The organism is Azospirillum sp. B510, assembly GCF_000010725.1.
Classification (GTDB): Bacteria; Pseudomonadota; Alphaproteobacteria; order Azospirillales; family Azospirillaceae; genus Azospirillum; species Azospirillum lipoferum_B.
In genome coordinates, this window is sequence record NC_013855.1 from 662,272 (window position 1) to 680,504 (window position 18,233).

General features: G+C 64.1%; 15 protein-coding genes and 3 pseudogenes. 6 read left to right on the forward strand and 12 right to left on the reverse strand.

What is annotated here, in order from left to right:
* Positions 1-4: 4 nt before the first annotated feature.
* From AZL_RS18220 to AZL_RS18235, 4 genes are all read right to left on the reverse strand, one after another.
* Positions 5-820: a family 16 glycosylhydrolase gene (locus tag AZL_RS18220; RefSeq protein WP_012975961.1), complete on the reverse strand. Its 816-nt coding sequence runs from the start codon at positions 818-820 to the stop codon at positions 5-7.
* 166 nt (positions 821-986) lie between these two features.
* The gene (rodA, locus tag AZL_RS18225; protein ID WP_012975962.1) at positions 987-2,153 is read right to left on the reverse strand and encodes a rod shape-determining protein RodA; all 1,167 of its coding nucleotides are present in this window, start codon (positions 2,151-2,153) and stop codon (positions 987-989) included.
* 136 nt (positions 2,154-2,289) lie between these two features.
* Positions 2,290-3,483, reverse strand: coding sequence for a GGDEF domain-containing protein (locus AZL_RS18230; RefSeq protein ID WP_042444199.1), 1,194 nt, complete (start codon positions 3,481-3,483; stop codon positions 2,290-2,292).
* A 173-nt stretch (positions 3,484-3,656) separates the two neighbouring features.
* Positions 3,657-4,286 (reverse strand): TetR/AcrR family transcriptional regulator, encoded by a 630-nt coding sequence (locus AZL_RS18235; RefSeq protein ID WP_247894410.1) that lies wholly within the window; start codon positions 4,284-4,286, stop codon positions 3,657-3,659.
* Between the two features lie 237 nt (positions 4,287-4,523).
* On the opposite strand from AZL_RS18235, the gene AZL_RS18240 reads away from it, so the two are divergent.
* The 3 genes from AZL_RS18240 (at position 4,524) to AZL_RS18250 (ending at position 7,983) form a co-directional block, all read left to right on the forward strand.
* Complete coding sequence (locus AZL_RS18240) at positions 4,524-5,630, forward strand: HlyD family secretion protein (RefSeq protein ID WP_042444201.1); 1,107 nt, start codon at positions 4,524-4,526, stop codon at positions 5,628-5,630.
* 141 nt (positions 5,631-5,771) lie between these two features.
* Positions 5,772-7,325 carry a DHA2 family efflux MFS transporter permease subunit gene (locus tag AZL_RS18245; RefSeq protein ID WP_012975966.1) on the forward strand — a complete coding sequence of 518 codons (1,554 nt, stop codon included), beginning with the start codon at positions 5,772-5,774 and terminating at the stop codon, positions 7,323-7,325.
* A gap of 133 nt (positions 7,326-7,458) precedes the next feature.
* Positions 7,459-7,983 (forward strand): hypothetical protein, encoded by a 525-nt coding sequence (locus AZL_RS18250; RefSeq protein ID WP_012975967.1) that lies wholly within the window; start codon positions 7,459-7,461, stop codon positions 7,981-7,983.
* Between the two features lie 30 nt (positions 7,984-8,013).
* On the opposite strand, the gene AZL_RS18255 is transcribed toward AZL_RS18250, so the two are convergent.
* The 4 genes from AZL_RS18255 to AZL_RS18265 all read right to left on the reverse strand — a co-directional run bounded on the left by AZL_RS18255 (position 8,014) and on the right by AZL_RS18265 (position 13,724).
* Entirely contained in the window at positions 8,014-9,228 is a 1,215-nt protein-coding gene (locus tag AZL_RS18255) for an E22 family MetX-like putative esterase (protein WP_042444600.1), read from the reverse strand.
* A 293-nt stretch (positions 9,229-9,521) separates the two neighbouring features.
* Complete coding sequence (locus AZL_RS18260; protein ID WP_012975969.1) at positions 9,522-11,876, reverse strand: Tex family protein; 2,355 nt, start codon at positions 11,874-11,876, stop codon at positions 9,522-9,524.
* A gap of 1,144 nt (positions 11,877-13,020) precedes the next feature.
* Positions 13,021-13,512, reverse strand: coding sequence for a hypothetical protein (locus tag AZL_RS35630; RefSeq protein ID WP_148219474.1), 492 nt, complete (start codon positions 13,510-13,512; stop codon positions 13,021-13,023).
* Between the two features lie 23 nt (positions 13,513-13,535).
* The gene (locus AZL_RS18265; RefSeq protein WP_012975970.1) at positions 13,536-13,724 is read right to left on the reverse strand and encodes a hypothetical protein; all 189 of its coding nucleotides are present in this window, start codon (positions 13,722-13,724) and stop codon (positions 13,536-13,538) included.
* A gap of 78 nt (positions 13,725-13,802) precedes the next feature.
* Between AZL_RS18265 and AZL_RS37045 the strand changes: the two are divergent.
* Positions 13,803-14,048, forward strand: a pseudogene (locus AZL_RS37045) (transposase); the annotation flags it as partial.
* On the opposite strand, the gene AZL_RS18270 reads toward AZL_RS37045, so the two are convergent.
* From AZL_RS18270 to AZL_RS18280, 4 genes and pseudogenes are all read right to left on the reverse strand, one after another.
* Positions 14,025-14,846: an IS5-like element ISAli1 family transposase gene (locus AZL_RS18270; RefSeq protein WP_012976163.1), complete on the reverse strand. Its 822-nt coding sequence runs from the start codon at positions 14,844-14,846 to the stop codon at positions 14,025-14,027. The pseudogene AZL_RS37045 and the gene AZL_RS18270 sit on opposite strands and share 24 nt — an antisense overlap.
* Positions 14,847-14,919: 73 nt before the next feature.
* Complete coding sequence (locus AZL_RS34435; RefSeq protein WP_012975971.1) at positions 14,920-15,147, reverse strand: hypothetical protein; 228 nt, start codon at positions 15,145-15,147, stop codon at positions 14,920-14,922.
* Between the two features lie 102 nt (positions 15,148-15,249).
* Positions 15,250-16,200 carry a hypothetical protein gene (locus tag AZL_RS35635; protein WP_148219475.1) on the reverse strand — a complete coding sequence of 317 codons (951 nt, stop codon included), beginning with the start codon at positions 16,198-16,200 and terminating at the stop codon, positions 15,250-15,252.
* 130 nt (positions 16,201-16,330) lie between these two features.
* A pseudogene (locus AZL_RS18280) lies at positions 16,331-16,842 on the reverse strand (IS3 family transposase); the annotation flags it as partial.
* A gap of 77 nt (positions 16,843-16,919) precedes the next feature.
* Here AZL_RS18280 and AZL_RS34440 point away from each other — a divergent pair.
* A pseudogene (locus tag AZL_RS34440) lies at positions 16,920-17,281 on the forward strand (Tn3 family transposase); the annotation flags it as partial.
* A gap of 63 nt (positions 17,282-17,344) precedes the next feature.
* Positions 17,345-18,187, forward strand: a complete 843-nt coding sequence (locus AZL_RS18285) for a methyl-accepting chemotaxis protein (protein WP_012975974.1) — start codon at positions 17,345-17,347, stop codon at positions 18,185-18,187.
* Positions 18,188-18,233: the final 46 nt, after the last annotated feature.

Sequence of the window (18,233 nt, forward strand, 5' to 3'; positions counted from 1 at the left end):
CTCCTTAATCACCCAGATTGGTGCTGAGATTGGTCCGGGCCTCGCGGAAGGTGACGGCGGTGACCTCGGCCGTCAGGGGATGGTCGGGGTAGGTGAAGCGGTGCAGCCACTGGGTGTCGCCGGCGGCGTTCCAGAAGCGCAGCATCAGCCGGCCCGGCATGCGCGGCAGCTCCTCCGGTTTGCCGGACACGCGATGCACCGGTTCGCCGTCGACGGTCCAGACGATGCCGTCCGGCTTCCAGTCGAAGCCATAGCTGTGGAAATCCTTGGCGGCGTCGAAGCCGAGATCGATCACCATGTCGCGATGGCCGGTGCCGTTGGCGACGTAGCTGATCTCCAGCTTGGTGGTGTCCTTGCCGGCGATCCCCAGCGTGATCTCGTCCCATGGATCACCGAAGGGCGGTCCGGTGTAATGGGAGACCGTGGTCATCACCCCGTCGGCCTTCACCGCCTTCAGCGATACCGTATAGGCGCCATGGCCATAGAAGCGGTGGGTCGAATATTCGCCGCAGGAATAGCGGTCGCCGCCGGCGGGCGTGTCGTCCACCATCAGGGCGAGGCGGCCTTTCCCGAAAGTTACATTGGCGCGGTTCCAGCCGCAGCCCATATGCGCGCCCGCCTTCCAGCCGTCCGACCGCTGCCAGCGCGAGCTGTCGAAGGCTCCCGAGCTTTCGCTGAAGCTGCCGCCGATATGGCTGAACAGCGCATCGGCCAGGGCGGGTCGGCCACCGGCGGCCAAGGCGCCCGCCAGAAGCGCGGCAAGGCCCGCGCCAGTGAGAAGCCTCAGTCGTCCGCCCTGTTTCGTGGCGTCTTTCGGCATGGCCGTTCCTCCCGTTCCGCGCCCGGACCCGACCGCGATTTCGGTAGGCCCCCACCCCGATATCGCGAGGGTGGGGCAGGCGGACAACGGCGCGGGGGACGTACCCTCTCCGATCAGGACGGGCCGATCAGGACGGGCCGATCATCGCGGCGGGGAAGAAACGCCGTCAGACGTCGGTGACGCCGCTCTTGGGGATGCGGACGTCGCGATGGACCGACATGCTGAGCAGCAGGCCGACACCGATCATCAGCGTCATCATCGCCGACCCGCCATAGGACACCAGCGGCAGCGGGATGCCGACGACCGGGATCAGCCCCATCACCATCGCCACATTGACGAAGACATAGAGGAAGAACTGCGCGGTCATGCCGACCGCGACCAGCCGGCCGAACTGGCTGCGGCTGTTCAGCGCGATCACCCAGCCATAGATGAACAGCAGCACATAGAGCGCCAGCAGGGTGGCGGCGCCGACCATGCCGAACTCCTCGGCCAGGACGACGAAGATGAAGTCGGTGTGCTTTTCCGGCAGGAACATCAGCTGGCTCTGCGAGCCGGACATGAAGCCCTTGCCGAACAGTCCGCCGGACCCCAGCGCGATCTTCGATTGCAGGATGTTGTAGCCGGCGCCGAGCGGATCGGTCTCCGGGTCGAGGAAGGTGTAGACGCGCTGCTTCTGGTAGTCGTGCAGGAATTCCCAGGCGATGGGAATGGCGCTGAGCCCGCCGCCGATCACCAGCAGGAATTTCCACACCCGCACCCCGGCGGCGAAGAAGATGGCGCCGCTGCCCATGATCAGCAGCAGCGAGGTGCCGAGATTCGGTTGCAGCAGCACGAAGGCGACGGGCGTGAAGACCAGCAGAAGCGGCGGGATCAGCAGAAGCGGCCGGCCGATCTGATCCAGCGTCACCCCGTGGAAATAGCGGGCGAGCGCCAGCGTCAGCGCCGGTTTCATCAGCTCCGACGGTTGCAGCTGGAAGAAGCCGAGATCGATCCAGCGCTGGGCGCCCATGCCGATGCGGCCCATCATCTCCACCGCGATCAGCAGGCAGAGCACCATGAAGAAGATGACATAGGCCGACTTCATCAGGTGGCGGATGTCGATCAGCGCGATGCCGAGCATCAGGACCAGGCCGGGAATGGCGCGCACCAGCTGCGGCTGGGCCCAGGGCTTCCAGTGGCCCCCGGCGGCCGAATAGAGAAGCCCGACGCCGACCCCGGTGATCGTGCAGATCAGCAGGACCAATCCCCAGTTGATGAGCCTGAATTTGGCGCCGAGCGTGAGCTGCGAGCGTTGCGGCTCCAGGCCGCCGGAGCCGAGATGGGAAAGAACCACGACCTTGTGCCGATAAGTTGCCGGAGAAGACGGGGGCCGGAAGGGACCGGCGCGGATAATGCGGCAAGCGGCCCCGTGGGTAAAGCCGGCCGGTGTCGCCGCCGCTTTTTCGAACCGGCACCTCTCGTTCCGCCTGTCAGACGGCAACCGCCTCGACGAGCGCGGGAGCGAAGAACCGGACCTGATTGCGCCCCGCGTTCTTGGCATCGTAGAGCGCGCAGTCGGATTGGGCGATCAGGTCGGAGAATTCGCCATGCTCCCGTGTCAGGCTGACGCCGCCGATGCTACAGGTCACCGTCACGCCGCCTTCCGTGCCGAGCGGGGCCAACTGCCGTTCGATGGTCGCGCGCAGCCGTTCGGCCAGCAGCCGTCCGGCCTCCTCCCCGATCCCCGGCAGCAGGATCGCGAATTCCTCTCCGCCGATCCGGCCCATGACATCCTCGTGCCGGATCTGTCCGGCGCAGCAGTCGGCCACCGCCTGGATCACCCGGTCGCCGAAGGGATGGCCGGCACGGTCGTTGATCGACTTGAAACGGTCGATGTCGAGAGTCAGCACGGTGAGAGCCCGGCCATGCCGACGGGACCGACGGAATTCGACCTCTCCCAGTTCGAACAGCCGGCGGCGGTTGAGGGAACCGGTCAGGCCGTCGGTATGGGCGAGCTTGGACAGTTCGCGGTTGAACTCGTCGCTCGCCATCAGGACGTAGTTGATCGCGCCGATGACGGTGCCCAGCAGTGTCAGCAGGAAGGCGATCCGCTCCATCCGGTCATCGATCATCAAATAACCGGTCGCTTCATCGCCCCGCGTGATCCCGACGACCATGCGGGCCAGATAGACGATGGAAAGGACGACGCAAAGCAGTCCGGTGACATAATGGGGAACACCGCGCCCCTCGAAACGCACCACCACTTCGAAGGCGATCACCGCCATCACCCCGACGGCCGCCAGGCTGACCAGTGTGCGGACGGAGGTGAGGCCGCCACCGGCGAGCAGCAGCAGCAGAGTCAGCAGACCGACGGCGACACCCGCCGCCATCGGCGTGAAGCACCAGATCGGTCTGTTCTGAAGATGGCGCACGCTGGAGTAGTTCATGGCCAATCCGGCGATCCCCACCCCGTTCGCAAGCGGGATCAGCAACTCGGGCCAATCACCCGCGCGCAGGGCCGCTATGAGGAAGGCGGTGCCGACCAGGATTTTCCCGCAGGAATAGGCCCGTAGAGAATAGCGGATATGACGGGGATAGCGGCCCGAGGCCACCACAATGCACAGACCGACGGTGAATCCGACAGCGGTAATGACCTGCGCGATGAAGGTCGCCTCGAAATCCATCCGCAAATCCGCCACGCACCATTACGCTGGTATGTCGTCGGAACGCTATACGAAGCCTTGGCCGGTGACAAGCCGAAGGGGTGGATTCTATATCAGGATTCCCGTTTATAGTGGCCTTGGTTGCCGCCTGCGCCAATTGAGGATCGCTAAGGCCTTCTATCGCGGCCCTTTTCTCACCGTCGCTCCGGCGCATAGCCTTTGACGAACAGCTCTACGGCGGCGTCGACGAATCGTTCCAGATCAGCGTCGCTCGGCCGCTCGCTCAGGCACAGCAACAGCTTCATGTGCATGTTGGCCTTCAAAAGGCCGAAGAACTGATGGGTGGCGAGTTCGAAATCGGTGATCGCCAGTTCGCCATTGCCTGCCGCCTGAGCCATGAACTGATGGGCGCGCTGGAAGGTCAGGGCCGGACCGCTCTCATGGAAGGCCTGCGCCAGCTCGGGCAGGCGATGCACCTCACCCAGCACCATGCGGTAGAGCCCTAGCGCCTTCGGCGATGTGATGAAGCGGACGAAGGTCCGGCCGAACAGGCGCAGCCCATCGGCCACCGGCAGTTTCGTCGCCTCGTCCCACACGCTTATCATGACCGAATTGGCGCACTCGCAGGCGATCATCGCCCGGAACAGTTCCTCCTTGCTGCCGAAATGGGCGTACAGCGTCGCCTTGGAAACATTCGCCTTCTTGGCGATCGCGTCCATACTGACGGCGCTGTAGCCATGCTCGAGGAACAGGGCGCCGGCGGCGTCCATGATCTGGGCCGGCTTCGATCCCGCTTCGGGGGTGGGGGCAACCAACGTGGTCATGCGTGTCTCGCCTGCATCCATGTTCCTGGCCCGTACCGCGTTCCGCATCGCCCGACAAGCTCCCCGTCACCCATTTCCGAAAACTAAACCGTTCAGTTCGGTCTTGACAACAGATAGGCCATCCTCCATCTTCCGGCAAGACTAAACTGAACGGTTCAGTTCTCTTCTCGTGACGGCGCCGGCAACGGTGGCCGATCGGGACATGTGTCGGACCGTTCCGGATCGGGGATAGGGACAATGGCGAATGGCGTGCGGAAGATCGTGCTGTCGGGCGTTGCGCTGGCCGTTCTGGCGGGTGGCGCCATCGCCGGTGAGCAATGGTGGACGGAGGGCCGGTTCCTGGAATCGACCGACAACGCCTATGTTCAAAGCGACATCACCGTCGTCAGCCCGAAGATCTCCGCCTATGTCCGCGACGTGAAGGTCGCGGAAAACCAGCTGGTGCGGGCGGGCGACGTGCTGGCGATCCTGGACGATCAGGATTTCCGCGCCAAGCTGGCGGAGACCGAGGCCGCGGTGACCGCGCAGAAGGCGGCGCTGGGCACGCTGGACAGCAAGCTGGAGCTTCAGCGCACGATGATCGACCAGGCGGCGGCCACCCTGGCGAGCGCCGAGGCCGAACAGCGTCGGGCGCAGCAGGAATATGACCGCAGCCGGTCGCTGGCCAGTGACAGCTGGACCAGCCGCCAGAAGCTGGAAACCGCCGACGCCGACCTGCGCAAGGCGGTGGCCCAGGTGCTGAAGTCGCGGGCGGCGCTGGCGTCGGAGAACGAGCAGATCAACGTCCTGCGCGCCACCCGGACCGAGACGGAGGCCCATCTGGCCCAGTCCCAGGCGACCTTGCAGACCGCGCGCAACGATCTGGACAACACGATCATCCATGCGCCGGTCGACGGCGTGGTCGGCAACCGCGGCGTCCAGGTCGGGCAATATGCCCGTCCGGGCGTGCAATTGCTGTCGCTGGTGCCGCTGCCGGATGTCTATGTGGTCGCCAATTTCAAGGAGACCCAGCTGTCGCGCATGCGCCCCGGCCAGCATGTCAGCATCTCGGTCGACGCCTTCCCCGACCGTCGCCTCGACGGCATGGTCGCAAGCTTCGCGCCGGCGTCGGGGTCCAAATTCTCGCTGTTGCCACCGGAAAACGCGACCGGCAACTTCACCAAGATCGTGCAGCGGGTGCCGGTCCGCATCGCCCTGCCACGCGACAACGCGCTGTCCGGCCTGCTGCGCCCCGGCCTGTCGGTGGTGGCCGAGGTCGACACCCGCGGCGCCGACGATAAGCCGCATATGGCCGGTGGCGTGTTCGGCGCCCTGACCGACAAGCAGGCGGTCGCCGCCAAGTAGGCGGGCACCGTCCGGCGGGGGCGCCGCCCCTTCCTCCCCCCTTCGGGGCGGCGTTCCCGCCAATACTTTCAAAGACGGACTATCCTGGCCGAAAGCGCCCTTGGGCGCGGCAACCCGGCCTTGACGGAAGGCAGCGGTTCCATGGCGACACCGGCCCAGGGCATGCGCCCGCTCACGCCCCGCGACATCGCCGGCTTCTTCGCGATGGTCGTCGGCATGTTCATGGCGATCCTCGACATCCAGATCGTCTCCAGTTCCCTGTCGGAAATCCAGGCGGGCCTGGCGGCCAGCGCCGACGAGATCTCGTGGGTGCAGACCTCCTACCTGATCGCGGAGGTCGTGATGATCCCGCTGTCGGGCATCCTGTCGCGGATCCTGTCGACCCGCGTTCTGTTCACCCTGGCCGCCGCCGGTTTCACCCTGACCAGCGTCGCCTGCGCCTTCGCCGGCGGCATCGAATCGATGATCGTCTGGCGGGCGCTCCAGGGCTTCATCGGCGGCGCCATGATCCCGACGGTCTTCGCCACCAGCTTCATGATCTTCCCGCCGGAGAAGCGGGCCGGGGTGTCGGTGATGATGGGGCTGGTCGCCACCATGGCGCCGACCATCGGTCCGACGCTGGGCGGCTATCTGACCCAGCACATGTCCTGGCACTGGTTGTTCCTGGCCAATGTCGTCCCCGGCATCCTGGTGACCTCGCTGGTCTGGTTCCTGGTCGATGTCGACCGGCCGAATCCGGAGCTGCGCAAGGGCTTCGATTTCCTGGGGCTGACGCTGATGGCCGCCTTCCTGGGCAGCCTGGAATATGTGGTGGAGGAGGGGCCGCGCAACGATTGGTTCGACGACGAGGCGATCTTCGCGCTGGCCGTGGTGGCGGCGGTTTCCGCCGTCGGCTTCTTCTGGCGGGTGCTGTCCTACCGCAACCCGATCGTCGAGCTGCGCGCCTTCGCCGACCGCAACTTCGCCATCGGGTCGCTCTACAGTTTCATCCTCGGCATCGGGCTTTACGGGTCGGTCTATCTGCAACCGCTGTTCCTCGCCCGCGTGCGCGGCTTCAACAGCCTACAGATCGGCGAGATCATGTTCGTGACCGGCGCCTTCCAGTTCATGTCGGCCCCCATCGCCGGTGCGTTATCCAAGCGGATGGATCTGCGCGTCATGCTGGCGCTCGGGCTGATCCTGTTCGGGACCGGCGTCTGGTTGAACAGCCACTTCACCGCCGACACCGGCTTCTGGGAGCTGTTCCTGCCGCAGGCGGTGCGCGGCATGTCGCTGATGCTGTGCTTCATCCCGATCAACAGCGTGGCGCTCGGCACCCTGCCGCCCGACAAGCTGAAGAACGCGTCCGGCCTCTACAACCTGATGCGCAACCTGGGCGGCGCCATCGGTCTGGCCGCGATCAACACGGTGCTGACCGACCGCAACGCCCTGCATCTGAACCGGCTCGGCGACAATCTGAACCTCGCCCGGCCGGAGGTTCAGGACATGGTCGATGGCCTGAGCCAGCGTTTCGACGGTCTGGTCGCCGATCCGACCGCCGCGGCGATGGCCCGGCTGGTCGGGCTGGTCCAGCGCGAGGCGCTGATCCTGACCTTCAACGACGCCATGCTGCTGATGGCCGCGGTGTTTTTCGGCGCGCTGCTGTTCATGCCGCTGGTGCGCCGGCCGGGTGGCCCGGTGAAGGCGGACCATTGACGGCGGGCCATTGCAGGCGGCGGAGACGCGGAGTCGGATCAGGACGCCGCAAGCGGCATAGGTTGCAGCCTGCGGGTTGTGCTATAGCTTGCCGCATCGACTAACCCGCCGTCCCGAACCACCGCCGATCCCGATGAGCAAGCGCCAATATACCAGAGCCGAGGTCAAGGAACTGCTGGGCGCGCTGGAGCGCCAGTGCCGCGAGGCGTCCAAGCTGGCCCAATTGGCCGAGCATGAGGCCAGCAAGCACAGCTTCGGCGCCTATCGCGATTTCCGCGACAAGGTCGGCGAGTTCCAGGCCCTGGTCATCCTGATCGAGCAGCGCATGCGCAATCTGGTCGATGCGCGTTCCGACGATCTGCGCGACCAGTTCGAAAAGCTCGACATGGTGATGCTCGCCCTGCTGGTGCGCGCCAGCATGCGCTTCTTCTTCGTCCTGTCGGCCAATCCGATTCTGCCGATGGGCGCCCGCGAGATCTTCGTCGCGGAACTGCGCAGCCTGCACGACGCCGCCGAAAAGCTGAAGCGCCCCAACTATGCCGGCAAGCTTGGGCCGGAGTTGGAGCGCGATCTGGAGACGGCGTCGCTGATCCTGGAAGAGATCATCGACAAGGCGCCGAGCCTGCTGAATTTCCGCGGCGGCCCGGTGACGGAATAGGGGGCGGCAAGGGCATCCCCCCCGCAAGCTTCACTTCGCCAGGAACTGCGCGATGGTGTCGCCGGCCTTGGCGATGTTCGCCACGCCGTCGAGATGGCCGAGGGTCGAGGTGATCGATTCGGTGTAATCCACCGGATTGCCCTGCTTCTCCAGCCGGTCCTTCAGCGGGCGCATGTTGCGGTCGGGCGGGAAGACGAGGTCGTCGGCCGACGGGATCAGCAGCACCGGGGCCTTGATCTTCGCCAGCCCATCCTCCAGCGAGGCGCCGTTGCCGGTGACGAAGGTCTGGTTGGCCTTCACCAGATAGAGGAAATGGTTGGCGTCGCTGACCGCGGCGCGGCCGGCGGCCGCCTTGTCCAGCCAGGCTTCGATGGCGTACTGGTTCGCCATCGAAGCCTTCGGATCCTTGCCTTCCTCCGCCCATTTCCGGCCGAAGGCGGCGTCGGCCCATTTCCAATGGCGGGCTTGCAGGGTGACCAGCTTCAGCGCCTCGGTCAGGCCGGCTTTCGGCTCCGCCTTGCCGTAATAATCGCCGTTGTTCCAGTTGGGATCGAGCTTGATCGGCGCCGCCCACAGATTCAGCCAGCCGATCAGGAAGGGGTCGGCCTCCGGCCCGCCGATGGCGGCGATGACGCGCTTCACCATTTCCGGATGGTCGGCCCCCCATTCGAAGGCCTGGAGCGAGCCCATCGAGCCGCCCATCACCGCTTGCAGCGTCTTGATGCCCAGGCTGTCGACCAGTGCCTTCTGGACATTGACGAAGTCCTGGATGGTGACGATGGGGAAGCTCATGCCATAGGGCTTGCCGGTGTCCGGGTTGATGCTGGCCGGGCCGGTGGTGATGACGTTGGGATCCTTCGGCGACAGGTTCACCAGCGTGTCGGAGCTGAGGATGAAGTATTTGTCGGTGTCCAGCGGCTTGCCGGGACCGATGATGCTGTCCCAATAGCCGGGGGCGGCGTCATCGGCCTTGTATTTCCCGGCGGCATGGCTGCTGCCACTGAAGAAATGGGTGATGAGGATGGCGTTGTCCTTGGCCTCGTTCAGCTTGCCGTAGCTTTCCCAGCCGATACGGACATTCTTGATCGTCCCGCCGCCGGTGGTGGTGTAGGACGGCATCTCGAACAGCTTCTTCTCGACGATGCCGTCGAGCGCCAGCGCCGGCAGGGAGCCGAGCAGACAGGCGGCCATGGCGAGGCCGCCGAGGCGACCGGACCAGATGGAACCGCGGACAACCCCAGGCATGAGCATCCCCCTCCCGATTGTGTGCTGGGCGGGCAGTCTACCCGTGTGGTTGCGCCTGTCCAGACGCCTTCGGTGAGGCGGCCAGGCAAGGGGAGCCGCCGGACGAGCGCCAGCGCAGGCGGACGGCGGTGCCGTTCGGGCTGTTGACGCAGCTCAGCTGGGTCGACCGTGTCGCCGCCGCCGCCATCGGCGGGCTGGGTGTCCGCCTGATGTCGGACGCCGTGCCCCCGCCCTGACCCCTCCCCATTCCTGGTGGGAGAGGGACCGGATGGGGAGCCACGGCCCCCCGGCCCTTACTTCTTCTTGCCCGCCTGCGCCCGGGCGAACGCCTCGGCGAAGGCGTTGTTGACGGGCTCCGGCGCCTTGGCCGGCTTCGGAGCCGCCTTCGGCGCGGGGGCCGCCGGACGACGGTCCTGCTGCTGCGGCGGACGCGCCGGTCCCCGCATGTCCTCCCGGCGCTCTTCGCGGCGGGGCGGACGCGGCGCCTCCTCGCCCATGCGCATGGTCAGCGCGACGCGCTTGCGCGGGATGTCGACCTCCAGCACCTTCACCTTCACCACGTCGCCGGCCTTCACCACCGTGTGGGGATCCTTGACGAAGCTGTTGGCGAGCTGGGAGATGTGCACCAGCCCGTCCTGGTGGACGCCGATGTCGACGAAGGCGCCGAAGGCGGTGACGTTGGTCACCACGCCCTCCAGCATCATCCCCGGCTGAAGATGCTTCAGCTCCTCCACCCCTTCCTTGAAGGTGGCGGTCTTGAATTCCGGACGGGGGTCGCGGCCGGGCTTCTCCAACTCCTTGATGATGTCCTCGACGGTCGGCACGCCGAAGCGCTCGTCGGTGAACGCCTCCGCGCTCAGGCCGCGCAGGAAGCGGGCGTCGCCGATGACGCTGCCGAGATCGCGGCCGGTCGTCTTCACGATGCGCTGGACCACCGGATAGGCTTCCGGGTGGACGGCGGAACCGTCGAGCGGATTTTCGCCGTCGCGGATGCGCAGGAAGCCGGCGGCCTGTTCGAAGGTCTTCGGGCCGAGCCGCGCGACGTCGAGCAGCTGCTTGCGCGAGCGGAAGGCGCCGTTGCGGTCGCGATGCTCGACGATGTTGCGGGCGATGGTCTCGTTCAGGCCCGACACGCGGGTCAGCAGCGGGATCGACGCGGTATTCAGATCGACGCCGACGGCGTTCACGCAATCCTCGACCACCGCATCCAGCGAGCGCGCCAGCTTGCCGCCGGCGACGTCATGCTGGTACTGCCCGACGCCGATCGACTTCGGCTCGATCTTCACCAGCTCGGCCAGCGGGTCCTGCAGGCGGCGGGCGATGGAAACCGCACCACGCAGGCTGACGTCGAGGTTGGGGAATTCGTGCGCCGCGGTTTCCGAGGCGGAATAGACCGAGGCGCCGGCCTCGCTCACCACCAGCTTGGTGAGGGAAAGCTCGGGATGGCGCTTCATCAGATCGGCGGCCAGCTTGTCTGTCTCGCGCGAGGCGGTGCCGTTGCCGATGGAGATCAGCTCCACCCTGTGTCGAGCCGCCAGCGCCGCCAGCACGGCGAGGGAACCATCCCAGTCATTGCGCGGCGGGTGCGGATAGATGGTCGTCGTTTCCACCAGCTTGCCGGTGGCGTCGACCACCGCCACCTTGACGCCGGTGCGGATGCCGGGGTCGAGCCCGATGGTGGTGCGCGGGCCGGCGGGGGCCGCCAGCAGCAGATCATGCAGGTTGCGGGCGAAGACGCGGATCGCCTCGTCCTCCGCCCGTTCGCGCAAGCTTCCCATCAGGTCGGTCTCGATGTGCGGGCCGATCTTCAGCTTCCAGGTCCAGCGCGCCACGTCGGACAGCCATTTGTCGGCCGGGCGGCCCTGGTCGCGGATGCCGGTATGGGCGGCGATGGTTCCTTCCGCCGGATGGGGCTGGCCCTCCTCGACCGGCAGATCCAGGCGGATGTCGAGCACGCCCTGGGCCCGGCCGCGGAACAGGGCCAGCGCCCGGTGGGACGGCAGCTTCGACCAGTTTTCCGAGAAGTCGAAATAGTCGGAGAATTTGGCGCCCTCCGCCTTCTTCTCCTCGATCACCTTGGAAGTGACGACGCCCTTGTCGGCCATCGCCGTGCGCAGGCGGCCGACCAGCTCGGCATCCTCGCCGAAACGCTCCACCAGGATATGGCGGGCGCCGTCCAGGGCCGCCTTGACGTCGGCGACGCCCTTGTCGGCGTTGACGAAGGCGGCCGCCTCGGCGTCCGGCTGCGTCCTCGGGTCGGCCAGCAGCGCGTCGGCCAGCGGCTCCAGCCCGGCTTCGCGGGCGATCTGGGCCTTGGTGCGGCGCTTCTGCTTGTAGGGGAGATAGAGATCCTCAAGCCGGGTCTTGGTGTCGGCCTGCTTGATCCGCAACTCCAGTTCCGGCGTCAGCTTGCCCTGGTCCTGGATGGTCGACAGGATGCTGGCGCGGCGGTCCTCCAGCTCGCGCAGGTAGCCCAGACGCTCCTCCAGGGTGCGGAGCTGGGTGTCGTCCAGGCCGCCGGTCGCCTCCTTGCGGTAGCGTGCGATGAAGGGAACGGTCGATCCCTCGTCGAGCATGGCGATGGCGGAGGCGACCTGGGACTCGCGGACCGAGAGTTCGTCGGCGATGCGCTGGCTGATGGACAGCATGGGGCAGGGACCCTGCGGGCTGGTGGCGATGCGAAAGGGCGACTGTCATAGCGCGTCGGGGCGGGGTCGCGCCACCCCGCCCTTTCGGCGGAAAGCCGGAGACCGCGCCATAGGGGCGAGGTGGCGGGAGGCGATCTTTCGCAAAAAAGTGGTAGGGGTCGATTCCCGGCGCTCTTTCATCCGTCGTTAACCATCTCAATAATATACCTTTGCTTGCAACTTTGGTTGCGTTTCCTCCCGAACCTACTCATGGGCGGCCCGGCGGCGATACCGCGGGGCCGCCTTTCTCTTTTATGCGACGGGATGCCGCGACCGGGACCTGCCCTGACCGCAAAGGAAAAAGGGCCGGGACGGACATGCCGCCCCGGCCTTACCACGGAAGTGTCTGCCACCGGTCGGAACCGCGGACGAACAGCGGGCGTGCGTCGTCGAGCGCCTTGCGCAGGATCGCCGCATCTGCCAAAGGACAATACCATAAAATGAAAAAGTCCCCGCTGATGCAGGGACCATTTTCATTGTCGCGGTCCGGGACCTCACGACACCGGACATCTACTTCCCCGCTGAAGCGGTTTACTCAACCACCTTACGGTGGCGCGTGAGCCGAGGGTTTTCTCACCACGCGACGTAGATTACGTTTAGAGGGTTGGGCGCCGCGTAGCAAGAGTCCCTTTTTGGTTGTTCTCGTGCACAGGCGCTGGGTGCTGAGCGCGAGCCTGCGGAGAACTTCCTAGGCAAGGATGCGACCGAATTGGATCCAGTCTTCGACCTACCCACAATATCTAGTTTTAGGAATGGGGTGACGGAGCGGGATCGCGGTTAAGACACTGGAAAATAAGGTTCATATATTTTCCATTTATCCGTAGTGGTTTGGCTGAGAGTCGCAGGTTTCCTATCATCATATCATGACGGACATGTCCACGACGTGTTTGGTAGGGGACTGAATGAGCGCCCCTGAGCGATTGGAGTGGTTCTATCGCCTATGCGCGACCTCATTGCCCGAGATACATGGACTCGGGTGCTTTCTCGTGGGCGACCCAGAGATATGGGGCGAGCAATGACCATAATACATCATAATTTTCTCTATTTATCTCTCGCTCTTTGGTGTGGAAATTGGAAAGATTTCCTGATTTTATTTTTATTTTGCTTAATTTATCAAGGGAATTTTGCCAGACTTCCAGGGTCTTTTCTTCTGTTTTTCCTCTTTTGTGGTCGGATATCGACCATGCCAATAAATATACTCAGTCAGAGCATCCAATAAGGCGGACTGATGCTCGTTTACATCCACCCCTATATGCTCTCGCAGTTCGTTGAGGCGGTGGTGAGTCATGATTTTGAGGTTCGGCGCCTTCGCTGTCGCCTTCAGGAGCAGCTCAATGGATTGCCCGCAGAGTAGCGCAAACACGCGCGGCAGGGAGGCTGACAATTGGTGTCCATCTCCAAGGCCGAGAGCTTCCCCAGTGAGGGTTCGATCCACGGCCCCATAGGCTTGCCATAGAACCAATGCAGACGCCCGGAAACTTTGCGCATGATTCCAATACCATAGGCTTGAACTGCTCCGACGTCTGTACAGGTTGCTGCCGTCGATCTGTCTGACCGCGCCGGATGCTGCTAAATGCTCTTTAAAGCTCTTTTGCATAGTTAGGACCTTTCCCGAAACCGTTATGATCGACCTTGCCCCAGCCTGGCCGCCTGTTCCTTCCAGTATTGCGCCTCTCCCAGCGCCCGTTCCAGGGCACCGCGGAGTTGCTTGGCATCGCCACGGATGGCCGTCAGTTCCTCCTCCAGCCGCTCGATCTTGGTGCGCAGCCCGTCGATGATGCGGTCCTTGCTGCTCTCGGTTCGGTTCATGGCCCGTGCGGTTGCGCCTCCAGCCCCCTTGGTCTCGCGGACCTGCCGGATGTGTTCGCGCAGGTCGGGATGGTTATATTGGCCCGGATCGGGACATGGACCCTGGAGATCGTCAAGCGGTCCGACGCCGCCAAAGGCTTTGAACTGCTGCCCCGGCGCTGGGTCGTCGAGCGCACCATCGCCTGGTTCTTCATCGCAAGTGTCAAACTGCTCTCAAGGCGGGTAGCCAGGACATGGACACAGCTATGCCGATTCCGAGTCCGACTCTCAGAGTCCGACTCGGAATCGGCAAAGCTGTGTCTATGTTCGAGCCACCCGTCTTGAGAGCAGTTTGACGCTGGCGATGAAGACCCATGCGACGGCACTCTCGACGGTGGCCTCGAAGTCCTTGGCGAGGCGGCGATTGCGGTTAAGCCAAGCGATTGTACGCTCAACGACCCACCGCCGAGGCAGCAGTTCAAAGCCTTTGGCGGCGTCGGACCGCTTGACGATCTCCAGAGTCCATGTCCCGATCTGAGCCAAAGCGGTTTCCAGCTTGGGTCCAGCGTAGCCGCCGTCCGCGAAGACGTGGCGAAGCCAGGGGAAGAGCGTGCGAACGGAGGCGAGGAGCGCCGGGGCGCCATCACGGTCCTGGATGTCGGCGGCATGAACGATGGCGGCGACCAGCAAGCCATTGGTGTCGGTCAACACATGCCGCTTGCGCCCCTTGATGCACTTGCCCGCGTCGTAGCCACGGGGGCCACCTGCTTCCGTCGTCTTGACCGACTGGCTGTCGATCACCCCCGCTGTCGGGCTGGCCTCCCGTCCCATGCTTTCCCGAACCATCGCCACCAAGGCGTGATTGATCGTCTCCCAGGTCCCATCGTCGCGCCAGCGGTAGAAATAGCGCTGGACCGTCGTCATCGGCGGGAAATCCTTCGGCAGTTGCCGCCACTGGCACCCGGAGGTCGCCAGAAAGAGGATGCCGTTCACGATCTCGCGCACGTTGACCGTTCGCGGCCGTCCCAAGCGTCGAGCCGCCGGGAGGAGTGGTTCGAGCACCGCCCACTCCGCGTCCGTCGTGTCGCTTGAATACCTCAATCCTTTTCGCTGATACTGCGCTCGGGTGATTTCAGTCCACATTGTCTTGTCATTCGTCATGCTTCGCAACATCGATCGAATCACAAGAGACTGAAATCACTCAATTCTTTTCGGGTCAGGCTCTCAGGCAGTCGAAGTCGAGGGCGTGAAGATCTGCACTCCGCATGCCGGTGTAGCGGCCAAGAATGAGAAGGCGCTTCAGGACGGGGTCGAGACTGTCGAGCTTCTGGAACATCTGCTCGATAATATCATCGGGTATGGTGCGCTCCGTCACCTTTAACTGATAGCCACGTCCTCCAGGCCACATGCCTTCGACACGGCGGAGATCGCGCTTGTCCAGCATGAGGTTTGGCCAACCGCGGTCGGCCAAGTAACAGGAGGCGTAGCGAACGAGATTGCAGACGTCGGCGTACCAGTTCTTGCCGACGCACTTGCGGGTATTCCCCTAATTCAGGAAGCGCTCCCTAATAAAGGACTCGGTAACGTGCTCGATTTGAGGATCGGCATGCTCTTCGCGTAAGCAGGTTTCAAGCAATTGAAGGCGTGAAATGAACCCCGGCAATGATGTTGGGCGAAGTTCCTGGTGATTGATCTTGCTGAGAATGAAATGGCGAGCGGCATGGCGTAGCCAATCCAACCGGAATCCGTAAAAATGAATGTAGGATTCTCTTCGCGGGGCCTCGGCAATCTCCTCTTCGGGGTAGAGATCCCGCATAAGAATAAGATCACGCCGCTCCAGAAGCTTCATCCGCTCCCGCAGCAGCACCAAGATAAAGGTCAGCTCGTTGGCGGACATGCTGTTTTGGCAGCGGTAGTTATGTCGAATGATAACGCGAGAACCGCTTTCATCACGTGCAATGATTTCCGGAGTGTCAATTGTCGTGCTAAACTCAACTTCGTTCAACCAAAGTTCCATAATATTCCGAAGCGGAGAGCTTCCATTTCCCGCTCCAAACTCTATAGGATGTCCGTAGTCAATCAGCCGGGGCAAGGCCGTGGGATTGGCAGAAAGCTGATGGCAGAAGGCAATGAGCCGAACCGTACGGCAGTGTGGCTCACGGGAACGATGCTGGGGCCGGGCTAGTCGCCAAGCAAAGAAAGCCTTCAGTTCAGTCCGAAAGGGTTCAGGAACGATGGTGAAATCATAACCAATTCCACGCAGAAAAACGTCGGATAAGATTTGATCTGCGCTCGGCCGGATGGAAATCCCCTTTGCCCTCGAGTCGCTTCTACTATAAAGGTGTGATGTCTCGTCAATGCCATAAGCCTCTTTTAGCGTCTGGAACCCCCAGCGATCCCGGTCGAGGAGAGCAGGGGAGATGGAAGCGATCACAGCCCGCAAACCGCCGAGGTAGGCGTCTGCCGGCGGATTGACGTGGACGGCGGTCAGAGCCATTTTACTGCTCCTTCGGTCAGCGCTCGGCGCCGAAGGGGATCCAGCTTGTCTGCCAACTCCTTATGGTTGCGCAGATAAAGCTTGCGATACTCGAAGTTGAACAGGTGCTTGTAGATGTCGTTCGTCGTTTGCGGACTGGCGTGCCCGAGGCGATCGCGCTCATCGCGGCGTCTCGTCGCTGTCGGCGGGAGGCAAGGCCATCCCCAGCAGGTCCGAGAATTTTTTTTGGACGTCGATGACCGCCTCGGCCCGCTCCAGGCGGCGCTGGAGGCGGGCGATGTCCTGGCGGGCCTTGGCCAACTCCGCCTCCAGCGGGTTGGCGGGAGCCGCCTTCGGCCCGCGCTTGAGCGGCTTCAGCGCCTCGAAGGCACCGGCATCGCGTTGCCGGCGCCAGTCGGTCAGGGCCGACGAATACAGACCTTCCCGCCGCAGGATCGCGGCGATCCCACCGGTGTCCGCCGCCCGATCCGTCTCGGCGAGGATCCGCAGCTTCTCCGCCGCCGTGAAAGTGCGACGTTTGGGGCGCGCCGACATCTCCGGGGGGACTGCCACAGGCGCGGCAACAACCCGCGGCGTCTCACCGGCGTCGGGAACCGCCTCCGATACAGGGGCGGACAGGGGCATCTTGTTGGGCATAACCACGAAATCAGTTTCCTACCCCCTCAAGCTTAAACTTCAGGGGGCACGGTGTCTCACTCTCATTGGCACAGAGGGTGGCGCTGAGACGGCGTTGCCATGCCGGGCTGAACAAGGGTGAGCAGCGTCACGCCCTGGCCCAAGCGATCTGCACATTCCGGCAGGGCCGGATTGCCGACCGTGGTGCGGAAGCCCAGGAATACCGGGCTTCGGGACTCAATCTTCTCATCGCCGCCATCGTCTATTGGAATTCCACCTACATGCCCGACGCCATCGCGCACCGTCGCGCAAAGAGAAAGGCGGTTTCCGATGAACTGCTGGCCCACACATCACCGGCAGCTGGGAGCATATCAGCCTGTCAGGCGATTTCCTGTGGGAGCGGGTTGCATCCGCCCCAGTTGGACGACGGCCGCTCAATCTCGAGCGCCAACGCCGTGTCGCCTGAAGATCATATTCTCTATTCATTCTACTTTAGCGTTGTTTACCTAACACCTATCGCGCTCTCCTCATGGACGCCATAACCGCGGCTTTCGAAAAGGCGGTGGCACAACAGGTCGGCGGCCTTGCGACCGACGCGAGGAAGGTCGAGGAAATCGCCACGACCATGATCGCCGGGGCGGATGAAGCCAGCCGGCAGGCCAGTGCCGTCGCCGCCGCGGCCGAGGAAACCTCTTCGAGTGTCCAGACCGTGGCCGCCGCGTCGGAGGAGTTGGCCACATCCATCGGCGAGATCACGCGCCGTGTCGACGAGTCGGTCAAGGTATCGGAACAGGCGATGGCCGAGGCGAGGGCGACCGAGGGAACTGTGCGCACCCTCAGCGATGCCGCCCAACGCATCGGTGACGTCGTCCAGCTGATCAACTCGATCGCCTCGCAAACCAACCTGCTGGCCTTGAACGCCACCATCGAGGCGGCCCGTGCCGGCGAGGCCGGCACGGGCTTCGCCGTGGTGGCGAGCGAGGTGAAGTCCCTGGCCGGGCAGACGGGCAAGGCCACCGAGGAGATCGGCGAACAGGTGACCCAGATTCAGCAGGCGACCCGCGCCGCGGTCACCGCCATCGAGGGGATCGCGCGGACACTCGGCCAGGTTGGCGAGATATCGACGGCGATCGCCGGCGCCGTCAGTCAGCAGAATGCGGCGACCCACGAGATCGCCTCCAGCGTGCAGAACGCGGCGAGCGGCAGCAACGAGGTGACCAAGGCCATCGGTCTGGTCAGTCAGGCGTCCGGCGACACCGGGGAGGGCGCGCACACCGTCCGGAAATCCGTCAGCGACCTGTCCCGGATGGCCGAGGGGCTGAGCGTGACGGTTCAGCGCTTCCTTGCCGAGATCAAGGAAAACAAGACCTGACCTGATCGGTCCGCCATCAAAGACCGGCGGGCCCGCATCCGGATGG